Source organism: Mycobacterium sp. NGS48, from assembly GCF_059812585.1.
In genome coordinates this window covers 24,392-41,113 of sequence record NZ_JCALCY010000014.1, presented here as the reverse complement: position 1 = coordinate 41,113, position 16,722 = coordinate 24,392, and the positions used below count along the sequence as shown (strand labels likewise).

Annotated in this window: 16 protein-coding genes; 6 read left to right on the top strand and 10 right to left on the bottom strand. The window is 67.4% G+C overall.

Translation table 11 applies throughout. The annotated features are described in order from the left end of the window. Positions 1-87: 87 nt before the first annotated feature. Positions 88-672: an LppP/LprE family lipoprotein gene (locus AC5Y42_RS19500; protein WP_499900215.1), complete on the bottom strand. Its 585-nt coding sequence runs from the start codon at positions 670-672 to the stop codon at positions 88-90. 71 nt (positions 673-743) lie between these two features. On the opposite strand from AC5Y42_RS19500, the gene AC5Y42_RS19495 reads away from it, so the two are divergent. The 3 genes from AC5Y42_RS19495 to AC5Y42_RS19485 are packed head-to-tail and all read left to right on the top strand — an operon-like array spanning position 744 to position 4,352. Continuing rightward, on the top strand, positions 744-2,429 hold the full coding sequence (locus AC5Y42_RS19495; protein WP_499900214.1) for a DEAD/DEAH box helicase: 1,686 nt from the start codon (positions 744-746) through the stop codon (positions 2,427-2,429). Next, positions 2,426-3,565 (top strand): acyltransferase family protein, encoded by a 1,140-nt coding sequence (locus AC5Y42_RS19490; RefSeq protein ID WP_499900213.1) that lies wholly within the window; start codon positions 2,426-2,428, stop codon positions 3,563-3,565. The genes AC5Y42_RS19495 and AC5Y42_RS19490 overlap by 4 nt, the downstream gene beginning before the upstream one ends. 55 nt (positions 3,566-3,620) lie before the next feature. Further along, positions 3,621-4,352 (top strand): siderophore-interacting protein, encoded by a 732-nt coding sequence (locus AC5Y42_RS19485; protein WP_499900212.1) that lies wholly within the window; start codon positions 3,621-3,623, stop codon positions 4,350-4,352. Here the strand turns inward: AC5Y42_RS19485 and AC5Y42_RS19480 are convergent. Genes AC5Y42_RS19480 through AC5Y42_RS19460 form a run of 5 tightly spaced genes read right to left on the bottom strand, consistent with a single transcriptional unit; the run spans position 4,322 to position 10,737 of the window. Beyond that, a complete protein-coding gene (locus AC5Y42_RS19480; RefSeq protein ID WP_499900211.1) occupies positions 4,322-4,921 on the bottom strand; it encodes a TetR/AcrR family transcriptional regulator in 600 nt (199 codons plus the stop codon). The genes AC5Y42_RS19485 and AC5Y42_RS19480 overlap by 31 nt on opposite strands. Beyond that, the gene (locus AC5Y42_RS19475) at positions 4,921-6,144 is read right to left on the bottom strand and encodes a cytochrome P450 (RefSeq protein WP_499900210.1); all 1,224 of its coding nucleotides are present in this window, start codon (positions 6,142-6,144) and stop codon (positions 4,921-4,923) included. Before AC5Y42_RS19475 ends, AC5Y42_RS19480 begins: the two co-directional genes overlap by 1 nt. Positions 6,145-6,175: 31 nt before the next feature. Then, positions 6,176-7,771, bottom strand: a complete 1,596-nt coding sequence (locus tag AC5Y42_RS19470; protein WP_499900209.1) for an FAD-binding oxidoreductase — start codon at positions 7,769-7,771, stop codon at positions 6,176-6,178. Continuing rightward, complete coding sequence (locus AC5Y42_RS19465) at positions 7,768-9,135, bottom strand: FAD-binding oxidoreductase (protein ID WP_499900208.1); 1,368 nt, start codon at positions 9,133-9,135, stop codon at positions 7,768-7,770. Before AC5Y42_RS19465 ends, AC5Y42_RS19470 begins: the two co-directional genes overlap by 4 nt. A gap of 24 nt (positions 9,136-9,159) precedes the next feature. Then, positions 9,160-10,737 carry a succinic semialdehyde dehydrogenase gene (locus AC5Y42_RS19460; RefSeq protein WP_499900207.1) on the bottom strand — a complete coding sequence of 526 codons (1,578 nt, stop codon included), beginning with the start codon at positions 10,735-10,737 and terminating at the stop codon, positions 9,160-9,162. A gap of 109 nt (positions 10,738-10,846) precedes the next feature. Between AC5Y42_RS19460 and AC5Y42_RS19455 the strand changes: the two genes are divergently transcribed. After that, positions 10,847-11,695: a uracil-DNA glycosylase gene (locus AC5Y42_RS19455; RefSeq protein ID WP_499900206.1), complete on the top strand. Its 849-nt coding sequence runs from the start codon at positions 10,847-10,849 to the stop codon at positions 11,693-11,695. Between the two features lie 20 nt (positions 11,696-11,715). Continuing rightward, positions 11,716-12,753, top strand: a complete 1,038-nt coding sequence (locus tag AC5Y42_RS19450) for an LLM class flavin-dependent oxidoreductase (protein WP_499900264.1) — start codon at positions 11,716-11,718, stop codon at positions 12,751-12,753. Here AC5Y42_RS19450 and AC5Y42_RS19445 read toward each other — a convergent pair. Genes AC5Y42_RS19445 through AC5Y42_RS19435 form a run of 3 tightly spaced genes read right to left on the bottom strand, consistent with a single transcriptional unit; the run spans position 12,750 to position 14,819 of the window. Further along, complete coding sequence (locus tag AC5Y42_RS19445) at positions 12,750-13,196, bottom strand: nitroreductase family deazaflavin-dependent oxidoreductase (RefSeq protein WP_499900205.1); 447 nt, start codon at positions 13,194-13,196, stop codon at positions 12,750-12,752. The two genes, AC5Y42_RS19450 and AC5Y42_RS19445, sit on opposite strands and share 4 nt — an antisense overlap. Before the next feature lie 4 nt (positions 13,197-13,200). After that, entirely contained in the window at positions 13,201-13,635 is a 435-nt protein-coding gene (locus AC5Y42_RS19440) for an HIT family protein (protein ID WP_499900204.1), read from the bottom strand. 20 nt (positions 13,636-13,655) lie between these two features. Then, complete coding sequence (locus AC5Y42_RS19435; protein ID WP_499900203.1) at positions 13,656-14,819, bottom strand: MalY/PatB family protein; 1,164 nt, start codon at positions 14,817-14,819, stop codon at positions 13,656-13,658. Between the two features lie 19 nt (positions 14,820-14,838). On the opposite strand from AC5Y42_RS19435, the gene AC5Y42_RS19430 reads away from it, so the two are divergent. Next, entirely contained in the window at positions 14,839-16,230 is a 1,392-nt protein-coding gene (locus tag AC5Y42_RS19430) for an amidase (RefSeq protein WP_499900202.1), read from the top strand. Here the strand turns inward: AC5Y42_RS19430 and AC5Y42_RS19425 are convergent. After that, positions 16,225-16,719: a DNA-deoxyinosine glycosylase gene (locus tag AC5Y42_RS19425; RefSeq protein ID WP_499900201.1), complete on the bottom strand. Its 495-nt coding sequence runs from the start codon at positions 16,717-16,719 to the stop codon at positions 16,225-16,227. The two genes, AC5Y42_RS19430 and AC5Y42_RS19425, sit on opposite strands and share 6 nt — an antisense overlap. Positions 16,720-16,722 lie beyond the last annotated feature (3 nt).

Here is a 16,722-nt window from a genome sequence, read left to right as displayed (position 1 = left end):
AGGGTGCGCAAACCCGGGAAATTTCCGCATGCCACTGGGACACGCACATCCCCCGCAAGCGGGGGGACCCCCGCGCGGAGGCAGAGGTCAGCCGGGGGTGTTGCCGATCAACTCCACCCCATTGCCGTTCCAGCGGAACTTCACCACGCTGGCCAAGCCGGTGATGCCGCTGGAGTATGTCAGCGCCACTGTGTCGCCGGTGCTTTGCGCCGTGTCCAAGCCGTTGAAACCGAACGTGTCGGGCACCCCCTGCGGGATGTATTTGCCGAGATGAAACATCACCGCTCTGGTATTGGGATTGGTGGCGTTCGTATTGGCCTTGACAATCACTGCGGACAGCTGGGCGCACGCGTTGTAGTTGCCTGCCAGCGGCTCGGGGTTCCAGGGCTGCTGGCTGCGCGGGTCGCGGGGCAACTCAGAGACCGCCCGGGCGATCGCGGGATCGGCGAGATCGATCGCGCACGGGTCGGCCGGCCCGGCGGAGGTGCTGGTCGGGACGGTCCGGGCCGGGGCGCCGGGCTTGCCGGCGGGCGCAGTAGCAGGCGGCGTGGACGCCTGCGGCGTCTTGGACACCGTCGAGTCGCCCGGACTGCAGCCGGCCAGCACCGCTGCGAACAGCACAACCGCTACGCCTCCGGCATGCCTGTACACAACGCTGCACCGTACCGCCACGAGACATGCGGGCGTTGCAGGCGCGGCTGAGAGCGGTCCCGTCGCGTCGCGACCACTAGACTGCAGGTCCGATGACCTCCCCAGACACCGCGACGACGACGTTTGCCGACCTGCAGATTCACCCTTCGGTGCTGCAGGCCGTCGTCGACGTCGGCTACGAGTCGCCGTCGGCGATCCAGGCAGCGACGATCCCGGCGCTACTGGCGGGGTCCGACGTGGTGGGCCTGGCGCAGACCGGTACCGGCAAAACGGCCGCCTTCGCGATCCCGATTCTGTCCAAGATCGACACCAGCAGCAAAGCGACGCAGGCGCTGGTGCTGGCGCCGACCCGCGAACTCGCGCTGCAAGTGGCCGAGGCCTTCAGCCGCTACGCCGCGCATCTGCCGAGGATCAATGTGTTGCCGATTTACGGCGGGTCGTCCTATGCCGTGCAGTTGGCCGGGCTCAAACGCGGCGCACAGGTCGTGGTCGGCACTCCGGGCCGAGTCATCGACCACCTCGAACGGGGAACGCTGGATCTGTCCCGGGTCGACTACCTGGTGCTCGACGAGGCCGACGAGATGCTCACCATGGGATTTGCCGAAGACGTCGAGCGCATCTTGTCGGATACCCCGGAATACAAGCAGGTCGCCCTGTTTTCGGCGACGATGCCGCCAGCGATCCGCAAACTGACGGCCAAGTACCTGCATGAGCCGCTCGAGGTTACCGTCGAAACGAAAACCGCGACGGCAGAGAATATTTCGCAGCGTTACATCCAGGTCGCCGGCCCTCGTAAGATGAACGCGCTGACCCGGGTCCTCGAGGTGGAGTCGTTCGAGGCGATGATCGTCTTCGTCCGCACCAAGCAGGCCACCGAGGAAGTCGCCGAAAAGCTCCGTGCCCGAGGATTTTCCGCCGCAGCCATCAACGGCGACATTCCGCAGGCCCAGCGCGAGCGGACCATCACCGCGCTGCGGGACGGCAGCCTGGACATTCTGGTCGCCACCGATGTGGCCGCCCGTGGACTGGACGTGGAGCGCATCTCGCATGTGCTCAACTACGACATCCCGCATGACACCGAGTCGTACGTGCACCGGATCGGCCGTACCGGCAGGGCCGGGAGGTCGGGCGCGGCGTTGCTGTTCGTCTCCCCGCGAGAGCGCCACCTGCTCAAGGCGATCGAGAAGGCGACCAGGCAAAAGCTCGCCGAAGCCGAACTACCCACCGTCGAGGACGTCAACGCGCAGCGGGTGGCGAAGTTCGGTGATTCCATCACCGACACGCTTGGCTCGCCGGGAATCGAGTTGTTCCGCAGTCTGGTCGAGGATTACGAACGCGAACACGACGTCCCGATGGCAGACATCGCAGCGGCGCTGGCGCTGCAGTCACGCGACGGCGACGCGTTCCTGATGGCTCCCGAACCACCGGCCGAGCGGCGCGCTAAAGAACATCGGGACCGGCCGGCCAAATCCAAACGGGGCCAGGGGCCGAAGGAGGGATTCGCCACCTACCGCATCGCAGTGGGCAAGCGGCACAAGGTCGGTCCCGGCGCCATCGTGGGCGCCATCGCCAACGAAGGCGGACTGCACCGCAGCGATTTCGGCCACATCACCATCGGGCCGGACTTCTCGCTGGTAGAGCTTCCCGCGAAGTTACCCCGTGCAGCGCTCAAAGCCCTTGAACGCACCCGTATTTCGGGAGTGCTCATCAATCTGCGACCCGATCACCGCCATAGTGGACCCAGTGCCGGCAAAACACGCCGGAAAAAGACCGGATGACCGTCTCAGAATCCACCACCGCCCAGGGTGGGCTGGAACAGACTTCCGGGCCGGACCGGGTCGCGTCCCTCACCGGCATCCGCGCGGTCGCCGCGCTGCTGGTGCTCGGCACCCACGCCGCCTACACCACCGGAAAGTACGTCCAGGGCTATTTCGGTTTGGTCGGTGCGCGGATGGAGATCGGTGTGCCGATCTTCTTTGTGCTGTCCGGCTTTCTGCTGTTTCGTCCATGGGTGCAGTCGGTCGCCACAGGCGCGCCCGCACCGTCGGTCAGTCGTTATGCGTGGCATCGGGTTCGGCGCATCATGCCTGCCTACATCGTCGCGGTGCTGGCCGCCTACCTGGTCTATCAGTTCCGCACCGCCGGTCCGAACCCCGGGCACACCTGGTTGGGGCTGTTTCGCAACCTCACCCTGACGCAGATCTACACCGGCAACTACCTGACGTCGTATCTGCATCAAGGGCTCACCCAAATGTGGAGCCTGGCAGTGGAAGTCGCCTTCTACGCCGTCCTCCCGCTGCTGGCCTACCTGCTGTTGGTGGTGCTGTGCAAACGCCAATGGCAGCCGGTGCGATTGCTGGTCGCGCTCGCGGTACTGGCGTTGATCACCCCGGCGTGGTTGGCCTTCGTGCATGTCGCCACCTCGGTGCCCAACGGGGCCCGAGTGTGGCTGCCCGGCTACCTGGCCTGGTTCATCGGCGGCATGATGCTGGCGGTGCTGCAGGCGATGGGCGCGCGCTGCTACGCCGTCGTCGCGATACCGCTGGCGGTGATCAGCTACTTCATCGTCTCCACGCCGATTGCCGGCGCACCGACCACGTCACCGCAGGGGTTGGCCGAGGCGCTGGTCAAGTCGGGGTTTTATGCGGCCATCGCCACCGTGGCGGTCGCGCCGCTGGCGCTGGGTGACCGCGGTTGGTACAGCTCGTTGTTGGCGAGCCGTCCGATGGTGTGGCTGGGCGAGATCTCCTACGAGATTTTTTTGATCCATCTGGTGACGATGGAGATCGCGATGGTTGAAATCGTGCGCTATCGGATCTACACCGGGTCGGCGGTGAACCTGTTCGTGGCGACGCTGGTGATCACCATTCCGCTGGCGTGGCTGTTGCATCGGCTTACCCGGGTGCGGCGCTGACCACTCCATAATAGGATAGGCTCGCCTAAGTCACACGGAAGGGACGTTGAGGCGAATGGCCGATCAGAAGGGGTCCCGTGGTTTCGCGGGCGCGGTGCTGAAGTTGATGGGCGCTGGTGACTATCGGCTGACCGTGACCGGTAAGCGCGAGATCAGCCCGTATTACCTGCGTCTGAGCTTCGACGCCGGCGGCATGCTCGCCGACCACTCCGTGCATCCGACGATGTGGATCCGGATGTGGTTCGCCGACCGCGGCAAAGCCCACCAGCGCGGTTATACGCTGGTCGACCCCGACCCGGCCGCCGATACGGTCGATATCGAGTTCGCGCTGCACAGCGGGATAGCGTCGCAGTGGGCGCGGAATGCTGAGCCCGGTGACACCATCGAGGCGACCGTGATGGGCAGTAAGTTCGCCATTCCAGAGCCGCCGCCGGCCGGGTACGTCATCGTCGGAGACGCCGCTTCATTGCCGGCGATCAACTCACTGCTCGGGGCGATCGGGGACGCCCCGGCGCAGGTGTTCCTCGAGGCGGGATACGACGAGGACAAGGACCTACCGGTGGCACGTGGTGCCGACGTCAACTGGGTGGACCGCAAGAATGCGGGCGAGGCGTTGGTGCAAACGGTGCGGTCGGCGGCCTTCGACGCCAGCGAGCACTTCGGTTGGGTCGCCTGCGACTCTCGCACCACCCGGTCGGTCGCCAAGGTGCTCCGCGAGGACTTCGGTATCCCGCGCAAATCGATTGCGTCGCGGGCTTATTGGATGGTCGGACGCTCAATGGAATGAGCCGCCGGCGTCACGATCGGGACCACGAACTCCTCGATCATCGCCTGCTCGTCAACGTCGTCGCGGCCCGGAAAGATCAGCAGCGACGTGATCACCCGAACCAGCCAGCGCGCACGGCGTTCGGTTGCCGCTGAAGCGTCGGCGCCCAACGAGGTGACGAACGCAGCAGCCAGGCCGGTGATCACGTCGGACCGCTCGGCCATCTCGCCACCGAGTGGCGGCTGGGTAGCCGCGAACCAGGCGGCGAGCGCAGGACTCTCGCGAACCAGGCGCAATGTGGTGGTGATGCTGGCGACCAGTCGTTCGCGTGGGTCGTCGACGCCGCCGATGTGCGATTTGATCGCGTGGTGGAGCCGATAGGTCTCACGGTGTACGTAGGCCGACCGCAGCACCTCGCGGTTCTCGAAGTAGCGGTATAGGGTCGCTCGGGAACACCCTGCGGCCTTGGCGATTTCGTTCATGCCGACCGACGCGGGATCTTGGCGGGTGAAAAGTTCCTCGGCGGCGTCGAGGATCTTGTCGGCAGCCACTTCGCTGCGACGCGCCGCCAGCCAGTCGTTGCCCGCCATCACGACCTGACCCGGAACGGCACCGACAGCGGGCGCCGCACATAACTCCCTCCGGACCACACGATGCCGGACTCGTCGACGTCGAAATCCGGGCAGCGGGCCAGCAATTCGGTCAATGCCACCCTCGACTGCATGCGGGCCGCCGCGGCGCCCAGGCAGTGGTGGGCGCCGTGACTGAACGTCAAGATGTTGCGTGGACACCGGCGCACATCGAGCTCACCGGCGTCCGGCCCGTACTGGCGCTCGTCGCGGTTGCCCGATCCGTAGAGCAACAGGACCCTACGGCCGGCCGGCACCGTGGTGTCGCCGATCGTCACGTCGCGGGTCGTCGTGCGGGCCAAGCCTTGCACCGGCGAGGTCAGCCGCAGCAGTTCGTCCACCGCATCCGGAATCAGCTCGGGATTGTCGACGAGCAGCCGACGCTGGTCGGGGCGCTGATGCAGCAATTGAGTTGATCCGCCGAGCATTCCGGTGGTGGTGTCGTTACCGCCGGTGACCATCGTGAAGGTGAACGCCAGCACCGACAGCGTCCCGGCGATGTCGCCGTCGGCCCCGACGCCGGCGGCCACCAGATGCGAAACCGTGTCATCCTCGGGTTCGGTCCGGCGTCGTTCGATCAGCCCGGAGAAGTAGGCCATCATCGACCCCACCGCGTCACCGGCGCTGACCACCCCACCGTCGGAGGTGGTGGCCGCGACGATGGCCTGACTCCAACCGTCGAACTGGGTCCGGTCCTCTTCGGGAACGCCCAGGTAATGGGCGACCACCATCGACGGCAACGGTTTGAACAACTCGGCGACGATGTCGCCACCGCTGTTGGCGCGCAACCGCTCGATGCGCTGCACGACGAATTCGCGCACCTTGGGCTCCACCGCTTCGACCTGGCGCGGAGTGAAGCCGCGCGACACCAGCTTGCGAAACTCGGTGTGCACCGGGGGATCCTGCATCACCATCGGTGGGTTGTCCTGCAGCCCAATGAGTTCCAGTTCGCCGTAGTTGACGGTGAGGCCCTGGGCCGATGAGAACGTCTCGTGGTCGCGCGCGGCCGCCCAGATATCGGCGTGCCGGGACAGTACGTAGTAGTCGTCGTCGGGTCTGGTGTCCGGAACGACGTGGTGCACCGGATCGTGATCGCGCAGGGCTTGGTACATCGGCCAGGGGTCCGGCCAGGTCGCGGCGGTGGCCAGTTCGAACCGCGGCTGATGAGACACTATAGCTGTCATGTCTCATTGGTACGACAATGGACAGTATGTGTCAACCCTGGGCGGGGATCAGCACGCCGGGATTCAGGATTCCGGCTGGGTCCAGCGCGGCTTTGGCGGCGGCGAGTGCGGCCGCGAACGGATCGGGGCGCTGGCGGTCATACCAGGGCCGGTGATCGCGGCCGACGGCGTGGTGGTGAGTGATGGTGCCGCCGTTGTCGAGGAGGGCCTGCGAGACGGCGGCCTTGATGTCGTCCCACTGTGTGACGGTGCTGCCCCAGCGGCCGGCGGCATAAATGCCGTAATAGGGCGCGGGCCCGTCGGGGTAGACGTGGGTGAACCGGCAGGTCACCAGCCCGGCGCCGGCGACATCGGCGATGGCGGCATGCGCGGCCGCGGTGACGGCCTGGTGCAACGACTCGAAACGGTCCCAGGTGCATGCGGTCTCGAATGTTTCCACGATCATCGAGCGGCGGGCCAGCGCGTCGCGCTGGTAGGGCATCCGCAGGAAGGCTGAGCGCCACGTCGACGCCGAGTCGTCGGGATCGCGGTCGGCGTCTTTGCTTCGCCGGGTGGTGACGGTGCCGCCGTGGTCGGCGGCGAGCTGCACCGCGCGGTCCAGCCAGACGTCCACCGGATGATCCGCGGATTCGAACGCGACCAGTAACACACCCCCGCCGACGGTGACGCCGGCATTGATGAAGGCCTCGGCGGGGTCGAGCAACCGGCAGTTCGACGGGTAGAGCCCGGCTTGGGCGATCGACCGGGTGGCTGCGACCGCGTGCTCGTACTGCTCGAACGTGATCGACGCGGTGACTTGCCAGCGGGGCCGGTGCTGGAGGCGCATCGAGGCTTCGGTGATGACGCCGAGGATCCCTTCGGAGCCGAGGAACATCCGGTCCGGCGAGGGGCCGGCGCCCGAGCCGGGCAGTCGCCGTGATTCGACGACGCCGGACGGGGTGATGATCCGCATCGACTCGGTGAGGTCGTCGATGTGGGTGTAGAGCGTGGCGAAGTGTCCGCCTGCGCGGGTGGCCAACCAGCCGCCCAGGGTGGAGTAGGCGAACGACTGCGGGTAGTGCCGCAACGTCAGCGCGTGCGGGCGAAGCGCGTTCTCCAGGGCGGGTCCGTAGCTGCCGGCTTGGATCCGCGCGGTGCGACTGACCCGGTCGAGGTCCAAGACGCCATCGAGGCGGCCGAGATCGAGTGAGACTGCCGGTCCGTCGAACCGCGGTTCGACGCCGCCGACCACCGAACTGCCGCCGCCATAAGGGATCACGGGTGTGGCGGTGGCCGAGCACCAGTCCAGCAGGTCGATCACGTCGTGCTCGGTGCGGGGCCGGGCGACGAGGTCTGGTACATGATCGAGCTGCCCGAGCAGGTTGCGCACGACGTCTCGAAACGCCTTGCCGCGGGCATGAGACAGCCGGTCGACGGGGTCGTCGCTGCAGAGCTGCGCCAATGCACCCGGGGGGCGGACCCGGGCCGCGGCGACACCGAGCATCGCCGGGTAGGGCGGGGGATGGTCGGTGAAGTCATGGCCGGGCAACATGGCCGCGGTCCGGGCAACCAGGTCGGCGGACTCGGTCTGCGACAACTCGTCTGCGGCGGCGCCCCAGCCCCACCAGGACCGCGCCGGCGCCGTCATACCCCGGCGCCGGGGTTCAAGATTCCTTGCGGGTCCAGCGCATCTTTGATGCGACGGTTCAGCGCCATCGCGTCCGGGCCGAGATAGTCGGCCAGCCAGGGCCGCTTCAACCGGCCGACACCGTGTTCACCGGTGATCGTGCCGCCCAGCCGGGTGGCCAGGTCCATGATCTCCCCGTAGGCCAATTGCGCCCGATCGGTCATCGCCGGGTCGGCGGGGTCGTAGACGATCAGCGGATGGGTATTGCCGTCGCCGGCGTGCGCGATCACCGAGATCATCAGCTCGCGCTCGGCGGCGATCCGGGCTATCCCGCCGACCAGGTCGGCCAGCGCGGGAAGCGGGACACCGACGTCTTCGAGCAGCAGCGGGCCTTTGGCCTCCACCGCCGGAATCGCAAACCGGCGCGCAGCGATGAACGCCTCGCCCTCCTCCGGGTCGTCAGTGGAAAACACTTCGGAGGCACCGTGTTCGGTGAACACGCCGGCCATGAACTCGGCGTCCTGAGCGCCCGCGTGCCCCCTTTCATCGGAGCCGGCCAGCAGCATCGCGGCCGCACCGCGGTCGAGCCCCATCCGCAGCTTGTCCTCCACCGCGTTGATCGCGACGGAATCCATGAATTCCAGCATCGCGGGGCGGATTCGCCCACTCACCGCCAGCACTGCAGCGGCGGCGGCCTCCACCGACGCGAAATTGGCCACCACCACACACGACGGCTGCTGCGGCGGAACCAGCCGCAACGTCACTTCGGTGATCACTCCCAGGGTGCCCTCGCTGCCGACGAACAATTTGGTCAGCGAAAGCCCGGCGACGTCCTTGAGCCGCGGACCGCCCAGCCGCACCGCGGTGCCGTCGGCCAGTACCACCTGCACGCCGAGTACATAGTCGGTGGTGACCCCGTATTTCACGCAGCACAGCCCGCCGGCGTTGGTCGCGATATTGCCGCCGATGCTGCAGATTTCGTAGGACGACGGGTCGGGCGGATACCACAGTCCGTACTCGGCGACGGTCTTCTTCACCTCGGCGTTGAGCAAACCGGGCTGGCACACCGCGGTCCGGGTGACCGGGTCGACGACGATGTCGCGCATCTTCTCCGTCGACAACACGATTCCGTCGTCGACGGCGGTGGCCCCGCCCGACAAGCCGGTGCCGGCGCCGCGGGTCACTACCGCAACCCGGTGCTCGCTGGCCCAGCGCATGACGATCTGCACCTCTTCGGTGCGACGCGGCCGCACCACCGCCAGCGGTTTACCCGCCGACGGGTCGAACGCGCGGTCTTGCCGATAGCCCTCGGTAACGGCCGGATCGGTGACCACCATCCCGTCCGGCAATTCGGCGATCAGGCCCGCCAGCACATCCGCACTCACGCAGGCGATCCTACGGACCGCGGCCTATTTCACCCCGGGCAACCGGCGCAGCAACCGCAGACCGGTGGTCATCACCCGCGCATACCGGTCGGCCGGTGCCCAGGTCGGGGCGCCCACCGGCAGCAACCGTTCGGTCGCGATGGTCTGGGACTCGGTGTACTTGAGGATCCCGTGTTCGCCGTGGCGCCGTCCGACGCCGGAGTCCTTCATGCCGCCCATCGGGGCGTCGACGGACGCCCAGGCCGCGGCGTACGCCCCGTTGACGTTCACCGTGCCAGCCTGCAGTTGCGCGGCCACCCGCCGGCCCCGGGCCGCATCGCTGGTCCACACCGCGAAGTTCAATCCGTAATCGCTGTCGTTGGCCTTTTCGATGGCCTCGCGCTCCGACTCGACGGGATAGAGCGAGACCACGGGCCCGAAGGTTTCGTCGGCGAAGGCGTCCATGCCCTCGCGCACATCGCTCAGGATGGTGGGCTCGTAGAAGTAGGGGCCGATGTCGGCTCGGGGGCGTCCGCCCGCCAGCACGGTGGCGCCCTTGTCCACCGCGTCGTCGACGTGATCGGTGACGGTCCGCAGTTGCGTTTCGCTGATCAGCGATCCCATGTCCGCTGAGTAGTCCAGTGCGCTCGACAACGTCATGGCCTTGGTTGCCGTGACGAACGCGCCGACGAAGTCCTCCCACAGCGACTTGGCCACATAGATGCGCTCGATGGAGATGCACAGTTGGCCGGCGTTGGAGAACGCGGCCCGCACCGCCCCGGCCGCCGCCCGCGAGACGTCGGCGTCGTCGAGGACCAGGAGCGCGTTCTTGCCGCCCAGTTCCATCGAGCAGTCGATGAGTCGCTCAGCGGCCTGCTTGGCAACGTGGCGTCCGGTACTGGTGGAACCGGTGAACATCAAGAAATCCGCGTGCTCGATGATCGGGGTGCCCAACTCCGATCCAGGTCCGGTCACCAGCTGGACCAAACCCTTCGGCATCCCGGCCTCCTCGAGCAGGCTCACCGCCCACAGCGCCGAAAACGGCGTCCTGTCATCGGGTTTGGCCAACACGGCGTTGCCGGCGACGATCGCCGGAATTGCGTCGCTGATGCCGAGGGTCAGCGGATAGTTCCACGGCGAGATGATGCCGACCAGCCCCTTGGGGTGGTGGTGTTCCCAGACTTCGGTGAGCACCAATTGCACACCCTGGCGCCGCTTGGGCTTCAGGTACTCCTCGGCGGTGTGCGCGTAATAGCGGGCGGTGAGGCAGACGTCGATGACCTCCTCGAAGGCGTGCCGGCGCGCCTTGCCGTTCTCCAACTGGAGCAGGTCGAGCACCCCGTTCTGCCGTGCCAACACCAGGTCGTGGAAACGCAGCAGCACCGCTGCCCGCTCGCCGATCGGGCGCGCCGCCCAGTCCGGTCGGACGGCGCGGGCACGCGATGCGGCGGCTGCTACATCAGCTGCCGAGCAGTGCGGCACCCGGCCCAGCGGCTCGCCGGTCATCGCATTGGTGATCTGGCGGTACCGACTGTCATCGGCAGCTTCGACGTGCCGCGCCAACGTTTCGAGCAGCGGGCCGACGTCGCGGGCGGACAGCTCGGGTGAGCGAAGTGCATTCATTGATCAATCCTCGTCTGCGGCATCCCCGGTGACTAGCCGTTCGTGTGGTGGGGGAAACAAGCCGACCCCGGTCGGCCGTTGATTCTCGTTCGGCGTGCACAGTAGACGCGTGAGCCTTGCCCAACTCGCCCATCCCCGGACCGGCGCTCTCTTCGGTTCGCCGGTGCCGCCCGGGGCCGGTTGGCCCGGTGATCCCGCCACCCCCCACACCGCGGTGGCTTCCGCGGCGGCCCAGGTTGCTGCGATGGCCGAGGCCGCCGAGACGGCGGACCAACTCGACGCGGAGGTGTCGGTGTGCCGGGCCTGCCCGCGACTGGTCGAGTGGCGCGAACAGGCGGCTCTGACTAAACGGCGCTCGTTCGCCGATCAGCCGTATTGGGGCAGGCCGGTGCCGGGTTGGGGTGTCGAGCGGCCGCGGGTGATGATCGTCGGGCTGGCTCCGGCCGCCAATGGTGCCAATCGCACCGGTCGGATGTTCACCGGCGACCGCTCCGGCGATGTGCTGTATGCGACGTTGTATCGGGCCGGGTTGGCGAGCTCGCCGACCAGCGTCGACGCCGCCGACGGGTTGACGCTGCATGGCACGCGGATCGCGGCCGCGGTGCGATGCGCACCGCCGGCCAACGCGCCCACCCCGGCCGAGCGGGCGACCTGCGCGCCGTGGCTGACCGCCGAGTGGCGGCTGACCGGCGACGACGTGCGGGTCATCGTCGCACTGGGCGGCTTCGGCTGGCGATCTGCGCTGGACATGGTCCGCTCCGGCGGCGGCCAGGTTCCGCGGCCGCAACCGAAGTTCGGGCACGGCGCCACCGCGACGGTGCGGGCCGCCCACGGCGAGGTGGCGCTGGTGGGCTGCTACCACCCCAGCCAGCAGAACACCTTCACCGGCAAGCTGACCACCGCGATGCTCGACGACGTTTTCAGCCGAGCCGCGGCGCTGGCCGGACTATCCCGATGACCGGCGGCGTTGAGGGCAACATGCGGCTTTCCGTTCTCGATCTCGTCCCGGTGCGCACCGACCAGACCACCGCCGATGCGCTGGCGGCCACGGTACGGCTGGCGCAGGTCGCTGACCGGCTGGGTTACACCCGGTACTGGGTCGCCGAGCATCACAACATGCCGTCGGTGGGCGCCACCAGCCCGCCGGTGCTGATCGCCTACCTCGCCGCCCAGACCACCCGGCTGCGGCTCGGGTCCGGCGGTGTCATGTTGCCCAATCACGCGCCGCTGGCCGTGGCCGAACAGTTCGCGCTGCTGGAAGCGGCCGCGCCGGGCCGCATCGATCTCGGCATCGGGCGGGCACCCGGCTCCGACCCGGTGACATCGGTCATGCTGCGCGGCGCCGCTGGCCGCGACGACCGCGATATCGAGCAGTTCCCGGACTATCTCGACCACGTGCGGGCGATGATGAGCAGCCGCGGCGTGCAGGTGCAGCTGCGAGACGGCGACTACCTGCTCAAAGCCACTCCGGCCGCCGCCACCGAGCCGCGGTTGTGGCTGCTGGGGTCGTCGATGTATTCGGCGCGGCTGGCTGCGGCCAAGGGCCTGCCCTACGTGTTCGCCCACCACTTCTCAGGTAAGGGGACCGAGGAGGCGCTGGCGCTGTACAGGTCGCAATTCGTGCCCAGCGAGCTGGCCGCCGAGCCGGTCACGTTCCTGACCGTCAACGCCGTGGTCGCCGAAACCCGCGACGAGGCAACGGCATTGATGCTGCCGAACCTGCAGATGATGGCGCGGTTGCGCACCGGCCAACCGCTGGGACCACTGGAGTTGGTCGAGGATGCGGACAACACGACCCTGACACCGCAACAGCAGCACATCGTCGAAAGCGGCCTGCGGCGCGCGGTCGTCGGCACACCGGCCGAGGCCGCCGAACAAGTGCGTGCGCTGGCTGAGCGGTTCGACGTCGACGAAGTGATGGTCAACCCGGTGGCGGCGGCCCGCCGCGGCACCGATCCGGCGACCGCTCCCAGCCGGGAAACCACGCTGGAGCTGCTGGCCAAAGAGCTGTTTTAAGTCGTCAGCACGATCACCGGAATTGGCCGCGACGTCTGGCGTTGGTAAGCCTCGTAGCGATCGGAGTTGTTCTCGTTGACGACCTGCCAGAGCCGGGCATAGTCGGGGTCATCGGGCAGCACCGGCCGCGCGGTGACGCCGAATCGCCTTGGCCCAACGTTGATTTCGACGTTCGGATGCGCCTTGAGGTTGTGATACCAGCCCGGGGAGCGTGGAGCGCCGCCTTTCGATGCGACGATCAGATACGAGTCACCATCGCGTGCATAGCTCAACGACGTGGTGCGCGGCTTTCCGGTCTTGGCACCGACCGTGTGCAACAGCAGCATCGGTGGCACTCCGGGGATCCGGTGTCCGATCCGGCCGCTGGTGCCCTGGTAGATCGCGTCGTGCGCCCGCAGCAGCAGCGGTCCGACGCGTTGCTCGACCCATCCGGAGATATTCATTCCTTCAGTCTGACTGCCGGGCGTCGATTCGCGCCAGCGCGTCACGCAGCATCTGCCCGGTGGCGTCCCGGTCGGAGTCGCGGCGCAGCAGCATTCCCTTGGCCACCGCCAGCTTGTCGCCGTTGCGGCGCGGCAGCACATGCAAGTGGATGTGGGAAACGGTCTGGAAGGCGGCGCGCCCGTCGTTGATCGCGATGTTGGTGGCGTCGGCCAACTCGGTTGTGCGGGCCGCTTTGGCGATCCGCTGGCCGATTGTCACCATGTCGGCCAGTGTCTGCGGCGCAGTGTCGGTCAGATCGGCCGTGTGCCGTTTGGGCACCACCAGCGTGTGGCCCCGCGTGAATGGGCGGATGTCGAGGATCGCCAGGTAGCCGTCGTTTTCGTAGATGCGGATGGCCGGGGCTTCTCCGGCGACGATCGCGCAGAACACACAGGACATAAGGCCACGGTAGCGACAGATCACGCCGGCAAGGCGGCCGCCATCGCCGCGAGCGCGCGATCCAGGATTGCCCGCGGCGTCGCGAAGTTCAGCCGCGCGAATCCGGAGCTCACCGTGGGCCCGAACGGAATGCCGGGACTGAGCGCCACCTTGGCCTTGGCCAACAGGTAGTCCGCAGGCTCAGTGGGCAGATTCAGCGCGCGAAAATCCACCCACGACATGTAGGTCGCCTCCGGAGCGTTGATCCGCACTCCGGGAACCAACTCGGGCAGGGCCCGGGCCAGGTGATCACGATTGTTCTGCAGATAGCCCAGCACCTCGTCCAACCATGCCGCGCCGTGGGTGTAGGCGGCGATGTTGGCGCGGATACCGACGGTGGAGGCGCCCATCTTGTGCAGCATGTTGATCCGGTCCCACTCGTCGATGTCACGCGAATTGGACAGCACCACCTGGGCGCACATCAGGCCGGGCAGGTTCCACCCTTTGGATGCGGACAACAGCGTGACCACGGTGGCGGCGGCCGTTTCGGAGACCGAGGCGGCGGCCACGTGCGGTCGCCCGTAGACCAGTGGCGCATGGATCTCGTCGGCGATGACCCGCGCGTTGTGGGCGGCTGCGATGTCGACGATGGCGCGCAGCTCATCGGCGGTGAACGCGGTGCCCAGCGGATTGTTGGGATTGCACAGTATCAACGACCCGGCGCCACTGGCGAACGCCGCATCAAGCGCATCCAGATCCATCTCGTAGCGACCCGAAAGCCCTTGATTCATCGGGATTTCCACTCGCTGCCGGCCGGTGACCCGCAGCACGTCGAAAAATGGCATGTATGCCGGAACGGGCAACACCACCGGGCTCTCCGGCCGGGTGAGGAAATTGACGACGACTTCCATTCCTTTGAGCACATCGGGAACGACGCGGACAAACTCGGGCGCCACCTGCCACCCGTAGCGCTGTCGGCACCACTCGGCGGTCGCCCGCGGCAGTTCGTCCTCGCCGAACGGCGGATAGCCGAACTCCTCGTTGTCAACGCACGCGCGGACCGCGTCGCGCACCGCCGGCGCGGTGGGGAAGTCCATCTCGGCGATCCACAGCGCCAACACATCGGGTTCGAAGAAGTTCCACTTGATGGTGTTGCGCCCGCGCAGCTGATCCTCGGTCAACAAATCGAACATCTTGTCCTGCATCCCAGTAGTCTGCCTGCACATGGACCCTCGCGAGCTCGCCTTCGCCGGGGCGGCCGAGCAGGCGCGCATGTTGGCTGCGGGCACGGTCACCGCTCCCGCGCTGCTCGAGGTCTATCTGGACCGCATCGCACGGCTGGACCCACAGCTGCGGTCGTATCGCGCCGTACTGGCCGACACCGCCCGTGAGGAGGCGCTGGCGGCGCAGGGCCGCCTCGACGCCGGCGAACGGTTGCCGATGCTCGGGGTGCCGGTCGCGATCAAGGACGACGTCGACATCGCCGGGCAGACAACGACTTACGGCACCAGCGCGCATGGCCCGCCGGTAACCCATGACGCCGAGGTGGTCGGTGCGTTACGCGCGGCCGGGGCGGTGATCCTCGGCAAGACCGCGGTACCGGAGTTGATGATGATGCCTTACACCGAATCGGTGACGTTCGGTGCAACCCGCAACCCTTGGGAGGTGTCTCGTACACCGGGCGGCAGTAGTGGCGGCAGCGGCGCGGCGGTGGCCGCCGGGCTGGCCCCGTTTGCATTGGGTTCCGACGGTGGCGGCTCGATCCGCATCCCGTCGAGTTGGTGCGGTGTGTTCGGTCTCAAACCGCAGCGCGACCGGGTCTCGCTGGCGCCGCACGACGACGCCTGGTGCGGCCTGAGCGTCAGCGGCCCGATTGCACGGTCGGTGACCGACGCCGCACTGTTCCTGGATGCGACGACGACGCTGCCGGGCCCCGAGGGCGAATTTGTCGCGGCCGCGACACGAACTCCCGGCCGGCTGCGAATCGCGTTGAGCACCAAGGTTCCACCACCGTTGATGGTGCGATGCGGCAAGGAGCAGCGCGCGGCGGTCGAGCAGGCGGGCGCGTTGCTGCGCGACTTGGGTCACCATGTCATCGCCCGCGACCCCGACTATCCACCGACGGCGATCTATGGCAACTATTTGCCGCGCTATTTCCGGGGTGTCTACAACGACTTTCGGTCATTGCCTCATCCCGAGCGGCTGGAGGCGCGCACCCGCAACATGGCGCGGATCGGGCGCTTGTTCTCCGACCGGCGAATGGCGACGGTGCGTGCCGGCGAGGCGGCGCTGGCCGCGCGCATCCAGTCGATTTTCGACGACGTCGACGTGCTCGTCACTCCTTCCAACGCCACCGGGCCACAGCGTGTCGGCGCCTATCAGCGCCGCGGGGCGATTTCGTCGTTGCTGCTGGTTTCGGCCCGGGTGCCGTTCTTTGAAATCTGGAATCTGACCGGTCAGCCGGCCGCCGCAGTGCCGTGGGATCTCGACGCCGCCGGCCTGCCGTTGTCGGTCCAGTTGATCGGCCGCCCCTACGATGAGGCGACGCTGCTGGCGCTCAGCGCCCAGATCGAAGCGGCGCGGCCCTGGACGCAGCGCCGCCCACCGGTGTCATGACGCGGCAACCACTCGCCAGGCGGCGAGTTTGTCGCCGTGCCGCATCGCGCGAGCCGGACTGGTGGACGGCAGCAGCTGGTAGCTGAGCGGCACGTCGATGTCGGTCAGCTTGCCGAACAGGTTGGCCGCTGTCTGGCCGTTGAAATACACCCTGGTGATACCGGGGTGAGCTTCGAAGAACGCGCCAAAGTCGTTAGGCACCACGCTCTTAGGCTCGATTTTGGCGTCGGCGCTGCCGACCCGGCGGCACCGGTGCAGCACATCCCACAGCGCTATCCGGTGGTATTGCAATGCGGTCACACGGTTTTGGTACGGAGCGCTCGCGTCGAAGCCGAAGAGTTCACTCATGATCGTCCAGAACGCGTTTCGCGGATTGGCGTAGTACTGCCGCGTACTCAAGGATTGGACACTGGGGAACGATCCCAGGATCAGCAGCCGGGCGCCGTCGGCGACGACGGGCGGAAACCCTGTCAGCAGCGCGGTGGCCATCAC